Origin of the sequence: Vreelandella subterranea (assembly GCF_900111305.1) — a bacterium.
Classification (GTDB): Bacteria; Pseudomonadota; Gammaproteobacteria; order Pseudomonadales; family Halomonadaceae; genus Vreelandella; species Vreelandella subterranea.
Map to the genome: position 1 here is coordinate 41,365 of NZ_FOGS01000009.1, position 15,101 is coordinate 56,465.

Sequence of the window (15,101 nt, forward strand, 5' to 3'; positions counted from 1 at the left end):
GTTAGTCATCGCTATGCCACCGCGCTCCGACAAGCTTAAGAATACCGAGCAAGAACTGCGGATTTTTCGTGCCCGAGCGCTACTGGCGCTTGTGGTCGTGGTGGCCTTGACGAGCCTGTTGGTTGGGCGTCTGGCCTATCTGCAGGTTGTTCAGCACGATGTTTACAGCACGCGCTCCGAAAAAAACCGTGTGCGTGTTGAACCCCTTCCACCTAATCGCGGGTTGATATACGACCGTAACGGGGTGCTGCTGGCGGAAAACCGTCCCACCTACAACCTGACGCTGGTGCGCGAACGCTCGGAAGACGTCGACGAAACCCTGGAACTTCTGGTTGAGCTTCTCGAACTCAACGGCGAAGAGATCAACACCTTCTATGAACGCTCCAAGCAATGGCAACGTCCCTTCCAGCCGGTGCTGCTGGCCAGCGATCTCAGCGAGGAACAGATTGCCCGGTTAGCCGTTAACCGTCATCAATTGCCGGGGGTGGAGGTCGAAGCTCAGTTGCTGCGTTATTACCCCGATGCGGAGGTGATGGCGCATGCGCTGGGTTACGTCGGGCGCATCAACGCCGAAGAGTTAGCCAATCTGGATGCCACCCGCTATGCCGGGACACACTTTATCGGCAAAACCGGCATAGAGCGGTTCTACGAGAATGAGCTGCACGGCCAGGCAGGCTTGCGCAGGGTTGAAACCAACGCCCGGGGGCGTGTACTGCGAGAGCTTGGGCGCACCGACCCCGTGCCCGGCAAGGACTTGACGCTGACCCTTGATTCGTCGCTGCAGATGCTCGCCTACGAATTGATGGATGGCCGCCGGGGTTCAATCGTTGCCATCGAGCCAGGCAGTGGTGAAATCCTCGCCATGGTGTCAACGCCTGGCTTTGACAGTAACCAGTTTGTCACGGGTATCGACAGGGCCTCGTATCAAGCGCTTCAGGAAAACCTGAACCTGCCGCTGTTCAACCGGGCCACTCGCGGCCACTACCCGCCTGGTTCGACGATCAAGCCTTTTCTGGCGCTTGGCGGGCTTGTCGATGGGGCGATCACACCCGATACCACCATCAATGATCCTGGCTATTATCAATTGCCCAATGATTCACGGCGCTATCGCAATTGGCTGCGCTGGGGGCATGGCCGCGTGGATTTGGAGCGCTCGATAGCGGTGTCCAACAATACCTTTTATTACTCGCTGGCCCACGAAATGGGCATTGATAGCCTCCACGATCAAATGACCAACTTCGGGTTCGGTGAGCGCGTCGCGCATGATGTCCAGAGCCAGGGCTCAGGCTTGATGCCGTCGCGTGAGTGGAAGCGCGAGCGCTTTAACCAGTCCTGGTATCCAGGTGAGACCCTGTCTGTGGGCATCGGCCAGGGTTACTGGCAGGTGACGCCATTGCAGTTGGCCACCGCCACGGCCACGTTGGCCAACCGCGGGCACTGGGTAAAGCCGCGCATGGCGCGGAAAATTGGCGATACGCCGCTGGCACGTGAACTGCCCGATACCCCGGACGATATCAATCTGGCACAAGACGATTGGTGGGACAGCGTGTTCAGCGGGATGGAAAAAGTGGTGAGCGGCAGAGAAGGGACCGCGCGGCGTACCGGTGAGGGGCTTGAGTATCGCATGGGCGGTAAATCGGGCACTGCGCAGGTGTTTTCGCTGGGCCAGGACCAGCGCTACGACGCCGACGAGCTCGAAGAACGCCTGCGTGACCATGCGCTGTTCATCGCCTTTGCGCCTATTGAAGACCCGCAAATTGCCGTTTCGGTCATCGTTGAAAATGCCGGTGGCGGGAGTACCCACGCTGCTCATCTGGCCCGGGCGATGACCGATGAATGGCTGCTGGACGACGATGCCCCCGAAGTCGATGAAGTGCGCGAGACCCTGGAAACCGATACCAGCAACGTGGAGGGCAACTGACCATGCCATGGCAGGCAATCACCCGATCAATACGCGGTTATCCGGTGCGTTCCAGTGGCGGTATTCCCAAGCGTCGCAGTATCTGGGAGCGTATTCATATGGATCCCTGGCTGCTTGGTCTGCTGCTGGTGCTGATGGGTAGCGGTCTGCTGGTGATCTACAGTGCCTCTGGGCAGAACATGAATGTCGTCATCGCCCAATCTATCCGTTTCGGTATCGCGCTGGTGGCGATGCTGGTGGTGGCTCAGTTGTCGCCGATCTTCTTTTTACGCTGGACACCCCTCGCTTACGGGGTTGGCGTGCTGATGCTGGTAGCGGTAGAGCTGGTTGGAGATATAGGCATGGGCGCCCAGCGCTGGCTGGAAATCCCGGGGGTCATACGCTTTCAGCCCTCGGAGATGATGAAGCTGGCCGTGCCCATGATGGTGGCAGCGTATCTTTACCGCTGCGAACTGCCTCCAAGGCTGAGAGACATTGCCGTGTGTGCCTTGATTATTGGCCTTCCGGTGGCATTGATCGCCGCCCAGCCCGATTTGGGTACGTCGCTGCTGGTCGCCAGTGCGGCGATAATCGTTGTGCTGCTGGCCGGTCTGTCATGGCGACTGATCGGGCTGGTATGCGTGCTGCTGGCTTCCGGCTTGCCGTTGTTATGGATGAACCTGCATAACTATCAGCGCCAGCGCATACTGACGTTCCTGAACCCGGAGACTGACCCCCTAGGCTCAGGTTGGAACATCATCCAGTCGACCACCGCCATTGGCAGCGGCGGTGTTTTCGGCAAGGGGTGGCTTGAAGGCACCCAATCACAACTGGAGTTTTTGCCCGAACGTCATACCGACTTTATCGTTGCGGTGCTGGGCGAAGAAGTGGGCCTTGTTGGCATGGTAGTACTGATCTTCCTGTACCTGCTGATCGTGAGTCGCGGGCTGTGGTTGGCAAGCGAATCACAGAACACCTTTGGTCGTCTGGTCGCGGGCAGCATTATTCTGACGTTTTTTATCTATGTGTTTGTCAATATCGGTATGGTGAGCGGGATACTGCCGGTCGTAGGGGTGCCGTTGCCGCTGGTCAGCTACGGCGGCACCTCAAGCGTGACCTTGCTGTTGGGTTTCGGTATTCTCATGTCGATCCACGCGCATCGTCGGCTTTTGCCACGCTAGCGATAGCAATCACACAGCGCATCCCACAGGAGCAGTGAGTGAATGAATAGAGCCAAACGGATGGCAGGTGTTGGCGTGTTGGGTGTCATGGTCGGCGGCCTGGCGTTGCCTCTTATGGCGGAGGACGCCCACTATTTCGACCCCGGACACCATGCAGGCGCGCGGGCACTGGTGCAAAGCCTTGAAGGCGAAGGGGTGCCGAGCGACTGGTTAAACCGACAGTTGCGTCAGGCCAGACTGCGTCAGTCGGTGCTGGATGCCATGGCGGGAGCCGCCGAGCGCCACCTTGAATGGCACGAATATCGCGATATTTTCATGACCCAGCAGCGCATTGAAGAAGGCGTCGAATTCCAGCAGGCCCATCTGGAGGCGTTTGCCAAGGCGGAAGACGTTTACGGTGTTCCCCGCGACATCATTACGGCGATTATCGGTGTCGAGACTTATTATGGCCGCTACCGAGGAGGGCATCCGGTACTCGATTCCTTGGCGACACTGGCCTTTGAACACCCCACCCGGGGCGACTTTTTCACCCGTGAACTAGGCGCCTTTCTACAGATTGCGCACGAGCAGGCGGTTGACCCTGCAGCCCTCAAGGGTTCCTATGCCGGGGCAATGGGCTACCCACAGTTCATCCCGACAAGCTACCAGGCTTATGCCGTTGACTTCGATGACGACGGGCAGCGGGATCTTTGGAACAACCCGGTTGATGCGATTGGCAGCGTTGCCAATTATTTCGCGGAGCACGGCTGGCAGGAAGGGGGCGCTGTCTATCATCCAGCCGAGGGGCCTGAAACAGCGCCATCCGGTCTGTCCATCAATCAGATAACCCCGCCCGCTACGTCGCTGGAGGCGTTGGAAAGCGCCGGTATCACGCCCGATGGGGGGCTGGATGAAAGTGCCTTGGTCACGCCTCTGGTGCTTACCCTGAGCGATGGTCAACTGACGTATCGACTCGGCGATCACAATTTTTACGTAATTACCCGCTACAATCACAGCCACCTCTATGCCATGGCCGTTGCCGAGTTGGCAGAAGCCATCGCGGCTGAGGCGCAGGAGGCGGGCGTAAAAAGGCCCCTGGGTGAGGATGACGCATGAAGTATGACGCTAAAGTCTGGCAGCAGTTAGGTTGGGCGGCCCTGATGCTGGTAGTGGTCAGCGGCTGTGCGAGCCACCAGCCGACGCGTGACTCGAGCGAGCCAGCGCAAGAGCGCACGGGAGAAAGTGCCGCGCCGACCAATGACCGTGATACTGCGGGGGGGCGTTACGCCATGAGCGGAGATGCCTATCCCCTCGAGCCGCCGGATGTCTCCAGCGTGCCGGATGCGGTGCCCCGGAATGAACCCCTGTCACGGGCGGGCAACCGGTCAACCTATGAAGTGTGGGGTAAAACCTATCATGTCTTGCCCAATGCCGAGGGGTACAGCAAGCAGGGGCTGGCCTCCTGGTACGGCGAAAAGTTTCATGGCTATGCAACCTCGAACGGTGAAATCTATGACATGTACAAAATGTCGGCAGCGCACCGTTCGCTACCGCTGCCCACCTTCGCGCGCGTAACCAACGAGCGTAATGGACAGTCGGTGATTGTCAGGGTTAATGACCGTGGGCCTTTCCACAGTGATCGCGAGATTGACCTTTCTTACGCAGCAGCTGCCAGGCTGGACATCTTGGATGAAGGTACTGGCGCGGTGAAGGTGGAGGCAATAAATCCCGAGCAGTGGCAGGCACAGCGTTCGCGTGATACGTCTCGGTCAACTCCCGTGCCCGACACGACGACGGCAAGTTCAACGGAATCGGCAGCGCAAGGCAGGGATAATCCGCCGAGCGAGTCAACGGGCGAGGTGGTTTATTTGCAGATAGCCGCGTTAGGCGATCCCCAAAACGCCCAGAAAATGCGTTCGCAACTGAGTAATGCCATACCTCACGATGTGCGTGTGAACCAAGACGACGACATTTATCGGGTACAGGTGGGGCCGGTCGCTGCTGATCAGGAAAGTGATGCCCGCAAAGCGTTACACGATGCGGGCTTTACCGACGTATTTATCGTGCGATAATTGTTGGCCGTTATTTTAGGCGCGCGATACCGGGCGCGTTTTTTTTCAAGTTAATGAGAATGTCATCATGAAAGTTTTTAGTGCTTTGTTTTCTTCTGCGCGGCTGTGTGTATTGGCGGCAGCTATTGTGGTTGCCCCTGCAGCCGGAGCCCAAGAGGCACCCCAGCCGCAAACCCTCATTCCTGCACCGCCGCAGCTGGCCGCCAGCTCTTGGATATTAATGGATGCCGATAGCGGCAAGATACTGGCGCAGCATAATGCAGATGAGCGTCTGCCGCCTGCCAGCTTGACCAAGTTAATGACCGCCTATCTGGTCGAGCGTGAGCTGGACCGGGGCAGTATTGCCCTTGATGATCAGGTAAGCATCAGTGAAAAAGCATGGCGCACGGGCGGCTCTAAAATGTTCGTCGAAGTCGGTGAGCAAGTCGCTATTGAAGATCTGCTGCATGGCATCATCATTGTGTCGGGCAACGATGCCAGCGTGGCGGTGGCTGAGCACCTGGCGGGTGGTGAAGCACCATTTGCCGATTTGATGAACCAGCATGCTGCGCGATTGGGAATGGAAAATTCCCATTTTGAAAACCCGACGGGGTTGCCGGGAGAGAATCACTATTCGTCTGCCCACGATATGGCGCTACTGACGCAGCATATTGTTAACGATTACCCTGAACATTACGCGATTTACTCCGAGCGTAATTTCACTTATGCCGGTATTGACCAGCCTAACCGGAACCGCCTGCTTTGGCGTGACCCCACGGTCGACGGCTTGAAAACCGGGTGGACCTCCGAGGCGGGCTACTGCCTGGTCTCATCTGCCAAACGCGATGACATGCGGCTGATTTCCGTGGTCATGGGAACTGCTTCTGAAGAGGCCCGCGCTCAGGAAACCCAAAAGCTGCTCAGCTACGGCTTCCGGTTTTTTGAAACCATGAGCCTTTACGAGCGTGGTGCCGTACTGGCCACGCCACGTGTATGGGGTGGCGACATCAATGAGGTTCGCGTCGGGGTCGATGAAGCTGTCACCATGACACTGCCGCGTAACCGCAATGACGAGTTGCGCGCCCGCCTCAACCTCAATGCGGAGCTTCAGGCGCCGCTCAGTGTGGGTGACGAAGTGGGCACGCTCGAAATTCACATGGGTGACGATGTCGTCGGTGAGCGGCAGCTAGTGGCATTGGAAGACGTTGAGGAGGGGGGCTTTTTCAAGCAGATGTTCGATCAGGTGCGCCGCTTTTTCTCTAATCTGATCAGTAATTTTACAGGTTGATGGTCGGCTGTCTTGCCGTTGAAGCAGCAATATCCTTTGCAAAATCAGTGAGTTTTTCATGTCAAAAGGTGGACAAAACAGCTTTCGCGATCTGCGTCAGCCCGCGACACAAGAAGCGCCCAAGATCAGCTTCCCGTGCCCCTATCCGTTAAAAGTAGTGGGCGACGCTACCGAGGATTTCCCGGCCCGGGTTTGCCAGGTGATTGTTCGGCACGATCCAGGCTTTGATGAAACGACGATGCAAGTCATTGATAGTCGCAACGGACGTTTCCAGTCGGTCAGGGTCACCATCACGGCCACCGGTGAACAACAGCTGAAGCAGTTGTTCGACGAGCTGAAGGCCACCGGCCTCGTGCATATGGTGGTGTAATGACGACACCGCCCATCGAACTGCATGTGTTGGGCCGCAAGCCCTATCTGCCGGTTTGGCAGGCCATGCGTTCGTTGACGGATCATCGAGATCCACAGACGCCTGATCAATTCTGGCTGGTTGAGCACGACCCGGTATTTACCCAGGGGCAGGCCGGTAAGCCCGAGCATTTGTTGATGCCGGGCGATATTCCGGTCGTGCAGACCGACCGGGGCGGGCAGGTAACCTACCATGGCCCCGGTCAGGTGGTGTTGTATCCGTTGCTCGATGTGCGGCGAGGTAAGCTGGGCGTGCGCACGCTGGTGACCGCCCTTGAAAATGCGGTGATTAGCGTGCTGGCAGATTACGGTGTGTCGGCAAGAGCGCGTCCCGATGCGCCGGGCGTCTATGTGAAGGGTGATGCAGGGGAAGCCAAGATAGCGTCGCTAGGGCTACGTATCCGCCGCGGAGCGAGTTTTCACGGTGTGGCGCTCAATGTCGACGGGGACCTGACGCCCTTTTCTTACATCAACCCCTGTGGCTATGCGGGCATGCCGATGACTCGCCTGGCCGACTGGGTGACCTTGCCAAGCGACCACCGGGTAGGCGAGCAGTTGGCTGAGGCGCTGGCTTTTCAGTTAAGCCGTTCGCTGGTAACGGCCGTACAGCCGCCACCGCTGCTTGCATAGCGGTGGCGCCGTGGGGCTGATTAGCCGACATTGAGGGCCGGTATGATATTGGGATCCGGCTCTTCCTGGCCGGGTACCGCCGCTGGCGACGCCAGCCCCAGGTTGTTCTTCTCGAACACACGGTCGGCACGGTAGCTCGAGCGTACTAGCGGACCCGATGGCACTTCCATAAAGCCTTTCTCAAGCCCGATTTCGCGGTAGCGGTCGAACTCTTCAGGCGTTACCCAGCGCTCCACTGGCAGATGATTCTTGGTCGGACGCAAATATTGTCCCAAGGTCACGATATCGACGCCGATTTCGCGCAGGTCGTCGAATGTCTTGAGAATTTCCTCGTCGGTTTCACCCAGGCCGAGCATCAAGCTGGTTTTGGTGATCACGTCAGGGCGATAGCGTTTGGCGTGGGCCAGGACGTCCAGGGTCTTGCGGTAGCCCGCACGCGGGTCACGGACGCGGCTGGTCAAGCGTTCAACCGTTTCGACGTTTTGGGCAAAGACTTCCAGCCCTGAATCGGCCACTTGCTCGATGGCCGCTGGCACCCCGTCGAAATCCGGCGTCAGTGCTTCAACCACGACGTGAGGGGTGCGTGCCTTGATGGCGCGAATGCAATTGGCGTAGTGGCTGGCGCCACCGTCGTCCAGGTCGTCGCGGTCTACCGAGGTAAGCACGATATAGCGCAGGCCCATCAGCTCGACGGATTTTGCCGTGTTGTCTGGCTCCTCATGGTCGAGCCAGCCTTTCGGATTACCGGTATCGACCGCGCAGAAACGGCAGGCGCGGGTGCATACCGACCCCATCAGCATGATCGTCGCCGTGCCGTTGCTCCAGCACTCGCCCATGTTGGGGCAGTGGGATTCAGCGCAGACAGTGCTGAGCCGGTGGGTGGCAACATTCTTCTTGACCGCCTCGAAGCGCTCGCCACCAGGGATTTGAGCGCGAAGCCATTTGGGCTTGCGATCCAGAGAAGGGGCATCGGCGTCTGCTTTGCGCTGCTTCATGCCATCTTTAATCACCGTCATGCCGTGTTCATTGCGGAATTTTTCACCGCTTGGGACACGTGGCGAGGTGTTATTGCTCATAGCGAGAGAGCCTCTCTACTGGGCGGCAGGCAAGGTCATGCGGCGATGTAAGCCATGTCCGACTGCATGCCGATTGATACGTAGGTAGTAAGCCATAATGTAACATAGGTTGGCTTTTGCATGACACCGCAGGCTGGATACCTGTTGCCGACGGACGGCACGTCGTTAATAGATTATACCAATGGGTTGGCGTTAGGCATCGACGTGATGCGGGGAAAGGCCTAAACTATATTGCGTTGCAGCATCATTGCTTTCGGGTTCGGTGCTACCGCATCAACCCAATGGGAGACTCTATGAATTTCTTCGCTAACCCTCTGTTGCCGACTCCTACCCACCAGGATAAAGCGACGGCATCTGTCGGTGATGCCATGACCACACTGTTCGATCCTTTCGGGTTTGGCCGCGCCGCTTTTGATTACTGGCGAGATAGCGTTGAGCGTAGCGTGCTTTACCTGGACGTGATGCGCGAGCGTGGGAATCAATACCTGGCACACATGGAACAGACCAAACCCAGCGTGCTCGGGTTTGACACCGAAGTGCTGGTGGATGGACGCACCTTGCCGCAGCCCACCAACTATGAACTGCTGCGCGTGATACCGCCGGAAGGCATTGAAACGGATCCGGCAAGCCGTCCTTTTGTGGTGGTCGATCCGCGTGCCGGCCATGGACCCGGTATCGGTGGTTTCAAGCCCGACAGCGAGCTTGGCGTCGCGTTGAAAGCAGGCCATCCATGCTACTTCATCGGCTTCCTGCCGTTTCCCGAGCCCGGACAAACGGTTGAAGATGTGGTCGAGTCCGAGGTGGCGTTTCTGCGTCATGTGATCGAGCGCCATCCCGAAACCAGCGAGAAGCCCATGGTGGTCGGCAATTGCCAGGCGGGCTGGCAGATCATGATGGCGGCGGCCCTGGAACCTGAGGTGTTCGGCCCGATTCTCATCGCCGGTGCGCCGCTTTCGTATTGGGCAGGCGAGCATGGCAAGGCCCCCATGCGATATAGCGGTGGCATGACCGGCGGTAGCTGGATAACCGCCATGACCAGCGATCTGGGTAACGGCCTGTTCGACGGCGCCTGGCTGGTGCAGAATTTCGAACGTCTCAACCCGGCGAATACCTATTGGAAGAAGCAGTATCACCTGTTTGCCAACATCGATACCGAGTCAAACCGCTACCTCGAGTTCGAGCGCTGGTGGGGCGGCCACGTAGTCCTCGGTGGCGAAGAGATTCAATATATCGTCGATAACCTGTTCGTCGGCAATCGGCTCTCAACTGCCCAGCTGGTTACTCGCGATGGCCGTCGCATCGATTTGCGCAATGTGCGTTCTCCGGTGGTGGTGTTCTGTTCGCGGGGGGACGATATCACGCCGCCGCCTCAGGCCCTGGGTTGGATCCGCGATTTATACGAAGATGAAAAAGATATCATTGCCAATGAACAAACCATTGTTTATTGCCAGCATGATACAACCGGGCACCTGGGTATCTTCGTGTCGAGCAGCGTGTCGCGCAAGGAGCATACCGAGTTCACGGCCAACATGGATTATATCGATGTGATGCCGCCGGGGCTGTACGAAACCACGATTACGCACGCCGATGACCGCCACGATGGCGAAAGCCTCGAGCGGGACTATCTGCTCGAGTTCTCGCCACGGGATTTTGAAGAATTAGACCGTGAAGTCATGCACAAGCCCGAAGATGACCGGCGTTTCGCCACCGTGGCGCGTATTTCCGAAATCAATCTTGGGCTGTACCGGCTTTATATGCAGCCCTGGCTGCAGGCGGTCATGACACCTGAAGCCGCACGTTGGATACGTCGTATGCACCCCATTCGGTTGGGCTACAAGCTGCTTTCTGACCGTAATCCGATGAGTGTGCCGCTGCCCGTAATGGCCGAGCAGGTGCGTCAGTCCCGTCATCCGGTGGACAAGGACAACCTCTTCAAGGCTTTTGAAACCATGGCCTCTGACCAGATCGTGACAGGCCTCAATGCCTGGCGCGATGCCCGTGACGGCGCCACCGAGCGACTCTTCATGGATATCTACGGCCAACCCCTGCTACAGGCCGCCGTTGGGCTCTACGGTGACGCTCACGTGCACCGCCGTCGCCCCGGTGACGAGCCGGAACACCGCCGCTTCCTGGAGCAGCGCGAGAACGAGCTGCTCGCCAAGATTGCCCAGGGCGGGCCTCACGAAGCGGTCATGCGTGCTGTTATTTACGTACTGGGCGGCGCACCCGCGACGGACGAGCGCAACTTCAAGCGGCTGCGTGCTTCCCGAGCGGCACTGGAGCCCGGCGCCAACTTAAGCGACTTCAAGCGCCTGGTGCGTGAACAGTTCTTTATCCTGAAACTGGATCGGGAGCAGGCGCTCAACACGCTGCCTACGCTGCTCGAGGGCCAGACCAACGACGAGATCGATGCCCATCTTTCGCATCTGGAGGATGTTCTGTCAGCCAGTGGCGAGCTCTCTGAGCATGCCGCATCGCGCTTTGCGCAGGTCAGTGAGTTGTTTAATCAGGCCCGGCCTGTTGAAAAAGCCGTTGCATCAAGTCCACAGACGCCAAAGCAGGCTCCCCAGGCGGCACCGGACAAGACACCGACTGCCAATGCCAAGAAGTCGACGACGCCAAGGCGTAAATCGCCGCCTAAGCAATAGCGGTTCAATGGAGTGCCATACGCCCCTGCCCAACGGCAGGGGCGTTTGCGTTGGGGGCCGCCTGGCGTGGCGTTGATTTTTGGGTTGCCGTTGCGCAATCGGCAGTCTAGTGTCTAGCTACAAATTAGTTGAAAAATGTGGTGTTCTTCATCATCGGGTCGACGACATCCTCGTGCTCACCACTGGCGCTTCGTTATGGGCTGGGGTAGGGTAGGCGCATTTTTTCGCCCGCACGGTTTTGATGGCTGTTGCGGCAACGTATTCATCGCACCTCAGCGTGTGCACTCAGAAAGTGGAGCACTATGGGTAAGTCACTGGTCATCGTCGAGTCGCCCGCCAAGGCGAAGACGATCAATAAATACCTCGGCAACGATTTCATCGTAAAGTCGAGCGTGGGTCACATCCGTGACCTGCCGACCAGCGGCTCGGGTAAGACAGCCTCTGACCCCAAGGAGCGCGCTCGCCAAGCCGCGGCTACACGTAAAATGTCGGCGGACGATAAAGCCGAATATAAGAAGCGCAAGGCGCAGGACCAGCTGATACGGCGGATGGGCATCGACCCCAATAACGGCTGGAAAGCGCATTACGAAGTGCTTCCCGGCAAGGAAAAAGTCGTTGCCGAACTCAAGAAGCTGGCCGAGAAGGCCGATGCCGTTTATCTGGCAACGGATTTGGACCGCGAAGGGGAAGCCATCGCCTGGCACTTGCGCGAAACCATCGGCGGGGACGACAGCCGCTACAAGCGCGTAGTGTTCAACGAAATCACCAAAAACGCCATTCAGGACGCTTTTAAAGCCCCTGGGGCGCTGAATATTCCACGGGTTGAAGCCCAGCAGGCCAGACGTTTTCTTGATCGTGTGGTGGGCTTCATGCTGTCGCCGTTGCTCTGGGCCAAGATCGCCCGGGGGCTCTCGGCGGGGCGCGTGCAGTCGGTTGCCGTGCGCTTGATCGTCGAGCGCGAGCGGGAAATACGCGCCTTCATTCCCGAAGAGTTCTGGGATGTGCACGCTGACCTTGCCTCGCCGGACGGCGAGCAGGTGCGCTTCGTGCTGGCCCGTCAGGACGGCAAGGCCTTCCGCCCAACGTCTGAAAAGGACACGCTGGCGCGTATCGAGCGGCTCAGAAGTGCGTCGCTTTCGATCACCTCGCGGGAAGACAAGCCCACCAGCTCGAAGCCGACAGCGCCTTTTATCACCTCGACATTGCAGCAGGCGGCCAGCGGACGGCTGGGGTTCTCGGTCAAAAAGACCATGACCATGGCCCAGCGTCTTTACGAGGCGGGCTATATCACCTACATGCGTACCGATTCGACCAATCTTTCGAAAGATGCGGTGGACAACGTACGGACCTTTATCGGTGAAGAATACGGGCCGCGTTATTTGCCCAAGGAAGCCAACCGCTATACCAGCAAGGAAAGCGCGCAGGAGGCCCACGAGGCCATTCGCCCGTCGAGCGTTGACCGTCAGGCGACCGATCTGGTGGGCATGGAGCGGGATGCCGAGCGTCTCTACGAGCTTATCTGGCGTCAGTTCGTGGCCTGTCAGATGACCCCCGCCGAGTACCTTTCCAGCACGCTGAGTATCGACGTTGACGGCTATGAGCTGCGTGCCAAGGGGCGTGTGCTGAAGTTCGACGGCTACACGCGGGTAATGAAACCCAGTGGAAAGAATGAAGACCAGCGCCTGCCGGATCTGCCCATCGGCACGCCCATGTCGCTCGAGGCCCTTGACCCGCAGCAGCATTTTACCAAGCCGCCCGCACGCTACACCGAGGCAAGTCTGGTCAAGGAGCTGGAAAAGCAGGGTATCGGGCGTCCGTCTACCTATGCCTCGATCATCTCGACGATCCAGGATCGCGGCTACGTAAAGCTCGAGAGTCGCCGGTTCTACGCCGAAAAACTCGGCGATATCGTGACGGAGCGTCTAAAGGAGTCCTTCCCTGACCTGATGGACTTTTCGTTTACCGCCCGCATGGAAGACAGCCTGGACGAAGTCGCCGAAGGTGAGCGTAACTGGCAGGCCTTGCTGGATGCCTTCTATGAAGAATTCCGGGAAGAGCTGGTCCAGGCTGAAAGCGAAGACGGCATGCGCCCCAACCAACCGGTGCCCACCGATATCGACTGCCCCGCCTGCGGTCGTCATATGCAGATACGTACCGCCTCGACAGGCGTGTTCCTCGGCTGCAGTGGTTATAACCTGCCGCCCAAAGAACGCTGTAAAACCACCATCGACCTGATTCCCGGTGAAGAAGCCGTGGCGGCTGACGCGGGAGAAGAAGCGGAAACCGACGCGCTGCGTGCCAAGCGCCGCTGCCCGATCTGCAGCACGGCGATGGATAACTACCTGATCGATGAGACCCGTAAGCTGCATATCTGTGGCAATAGCCCGGATTGCGAAGGCTATGAGGTTGAAACCGGCAAGTTCAAGATCAAGGGCTATGACGGGCCGCTTATCGAATGCGATAAGTGCGGTGCGGACATGCAGCTGAAGTCAGGGCGCTTTGGCAAGTATTTTGGTTGTACCAACAGTGAATGTAAAAATACCCGCAAGCTGTTGAAGAGTGGCGAAGTGGCACCGCCGAAGATGGACCCCATCGATATGCCGGAACTGGCCTGCCAGAAAGTCGATGATCATTACGTACTGCGTGACGGTGCCAGTGGGCTCTTTCTGGCAGCGAGCAAGTTTCCCAAAAACCGTGAAACGCGCCCGCCGCTTGTCAAAGAGCTCAAGGCCCATGCCGATGAGCTGCCTGAGAAGTATCATTTCATCCTCAAGGCGCCCAGCGAAGACCCTGACGGACGACCTGCGCAGATCCGCTATTCGCGCAAGTTCAAAGAGCAGTACGTGATGACCGACGAGGATGGCAAGGCGACAGGCTGGAAAGCGACCTTTGAAGGCGGCAAATGGCAGGTGGAGGATAAGCGCAAAAAATGAGTGATCGTTCGCGTACCAATCAGTTGCTCTATCAGGCTGAACTGCTGGCGACCTCAGCCAACGCCGATGACGAGCATGCCGTGGCGAGAGGTATGGCGCAGGAAGAGGGTGCGCTTGCCCTCTTTGAGCTGGCGCTTACGTCGTTGCTGCGCGAAGTAACAGAGCACGCTCGTCTGACGCAGCACGATTGGCGCTACCTGTTGTCTGAGGAAGGGCCGGCGATGGCCGAGCTTCAGCGCCTGCGCGACCTGGCTCACCATCCGGATTCTTGGCTAAACTGGCTGGTGGGGCAGCTGGATAAACTGCACAGCAGTGAAGGCGTGGCCAAGCGCCGAGCTTCCCAGCCCGGGATGATCGCGGTCGGCGATCAAGCCAGCTTGCGCGAGCAGCTTCAGACCCATCTCGAGTCGGCCAAGCGAGAGGTCGCCGCGCTGCGCGAAACCAGTCAAGAGTGGTAATCAGAGTGGTCATAAAAGTGGTAATGGGAAGTTAACTAGACCGCGTTGCTCTATGAAGCCGCGATGTAGGAAGGGAGAAACAATGCGCTACAACCAAGTAAAAGATTTGATTGTCTGGGTCGAAGCCTACCATGGGCGTCTAGCCGAACAGTACCGCGCCAAAGCCGATGCTGCCGAAAGCGAAAGACTGCAGATGGTGCTCAGTTATCTGGCGAACCATGAAACGCGCATGCAGGCAGGCTTGCGTGCTATCTTCGATGAGTCACATGAAAAGCGCGATGTGCTGGATACATGGTTTGACGATCCCAATGACTTTCCACAGCCGCCGCAACTGGAGGAATTGGCCGATAAGCCCGTTGGCAACTCCATCGACTCGGTCATGGAATCGGCTGTTGAAGCGCATCGTACCCTTGAGGCGCTCTACCGCCACCGGGTCAATCGGGCGGTGATCGAACCGGAAGCTGAATTTTTTAACGCCCTGGCGGAAGGCCATAATGCCGAACTTCGTCGCATCGTGGCAGGTATTGAAGAGCTGCAGGGCGTCTAGCG

12 protein-coding genes are annotated in these 15,101 nt (G+C 58.2%); 11 read left to right on the forward strand and 1 reads right to left on the reverse strand.

The window, feature by feature from the left end:
• Window positions 1–13 precede the first annotated feature (13 nt).
• The 7 genes from mrdA (at window position 14) to lipB (ending at window position 7,437) form a co-directional block, all read left to right on the forward strand.
• The gene (gene mrdA / locus BMX75_RS13380; protein WP_092828725.1) at window positions 14–1,921 is read left to right on the forward strand and encodes a penicillin-binding protein 2; all 1,908 of its coding nucleotides are present in this window, start codon (window positions 14–16) and stop codon (window positions 1,919–1,921) included.
• 2 nt (window positions 1,922–1,923) lie between these two features.
• Window positions 1,924–3,081 carry a rod shape-determining protein RodA gene (gene rodA, locus BMX75_RS13385; RefSeq protein WP_092828727.1) on the forward strand — a complete coding sequence of 386 codons (1,158 nt, stop codon included), beginning with the start codon at window positions 1,924–1,926 and terminating at the stop codon, window positions 3,079–3,081.
• A 42-nt stretch (window positions 3,082–3,123) separates the two neighbouring features.
• Window positions 3,124–4,176: a lytic murein transglycosylase B gene (gene mltB / locus BMX75_RS13390; RefSeq protein WP_092828729.1), complete on the forward strand. Its 1,053-nt coding sequence runs from the start codon at window positions 3,124–3,126 to the stop codon at window positions 4,174–4,176.
• Window positions 4,173–5,132: a septal ring lytic transglycosylase RlpA family protein gene (locus tag BMX75_RS13395; protein WP_092828731.1), complete on the forward strand. Its 960-nt coding sequence runs from the start codon at window positions 4,173–4,175 to the stop codon at window positions 5,130–5,132. The genes mltB and BMX75_RS13395 overlap by 4 nt, the downstream gene beginning before the upstream one ends.
• A gap of 67 nt (window positions 5,133–5,199) precedes the next feature.
• Window positions 5,200–6,399: a D-alanyl-D-alanine carboxypeptidase family protein gene (locus tag BMX75_RS13400; RefSeq protein WP_092828733.1), complete on the forward strand. Its 1,200-nt coding sequence runs from the start codon at window positions 5,200–5,202 to the stop codon at window positions 6,397–6,399.
• Window positions 6,400–6,457: 58 nt separating this feature from the next.
• A complete protein-coding gene (locus BMX75_RS13405; protein WP_092828735.1) occupies window positions 6,458–6,769 on the forward strand; it encodes an HP0495 family protein in 312 nt (103 codons plus the stop codon).
• A complete protein-coding gene (gene lipB / locus BMX75_RS13410; RefSeq protein ID WP_092828737.1) occupies window positions 6,769–7,437 on the forward strand; it encodes a lipoyl(octanoyl) transferase LipB in 669 nt (222 codons plus the stop codon). Before BMX75_RS13405 ends, lipB begins: the two co-directional genes overlap by 1 nt.
• Before the next feature lie 20 nt (window positions 7,438–7,457).
• Here lipB and lipA read toward each other — a convergent pair whose 3' ends face one another.
• Window positions 7,458–8,513 (reverse strand): lipoyl synthase, encoded by a 1,056-nt coding sequence (gene lipA, locus BMX75_RS13415; protein ID WP_066315151.1) that lies wholly within the window; start codon window positions 8,511–8,513, stop codon window positions 7,458–7,460.
• Between the two features lie 293 nt (window positions 8,514–8,806).
• Here lipA and BMX75_RS13420 point away from each other — a divergent pair, with 293 nt between their 5' ends.
• From BMX75_RS13420 to BMX75_RS13435, 4 genes are all read left to right on the forward strand, one after another.
• Window positions 8,807–11,161 carry a DUF3141 domain-containing protein gene (locus tag BMX75_RS13420; RefSeq protein WP_092828739.1) on the forward strand — a complete coding sequence of 785 codons (2,355 nt, stop codon included), beginning with the start codon at window positions 8,807–8,809 and terminating at the stop codon, window positions 11,159–11,161.
• A gap of 302 nt (window positions 11,162–11,463) precedes the next feature.
• Window positions 11,464–14,094, forward strand: a complete 2,631-nt coding sequence (gene topA, locus BMX75_RS13425; protein ID WP_092828741.1) for a type I DNA topoisomerase — start codon at window positions 11,464–11,466, stop codon at window positions 14,092–14,094.
• Window positions 14,091–14,552: a DUF6586 family protein gene (locus BMX75_RS13430; protein ID WP_092828743.1), complete on the forward strand. Its 462-nt coding sequence runs from the start codon at window positions 14,091–14,093 to the stop codon at window positions 14,550–14,552. Before topA ends, BMX75_RS13430 begins: the two co-directional genes overlap by 4 nt.
• A gap of 82 nt (window positions 14,553–14,634) precedes the next feature.
• Window positions 14,635–15,099 carry a hypothetical protein gene (locus BMX75_RS13435; protein WP_092828745.1) on the forward strand — a complete coding sequence of 155 codons (465 nt, stop codon included), beginning with the start codon at window positions 14,635–14,637 and terminating at the stop codon, window positions 15,097–15,099.
• Window positions 15,100–15,101 lie beyond the last annotated feature (2 nt).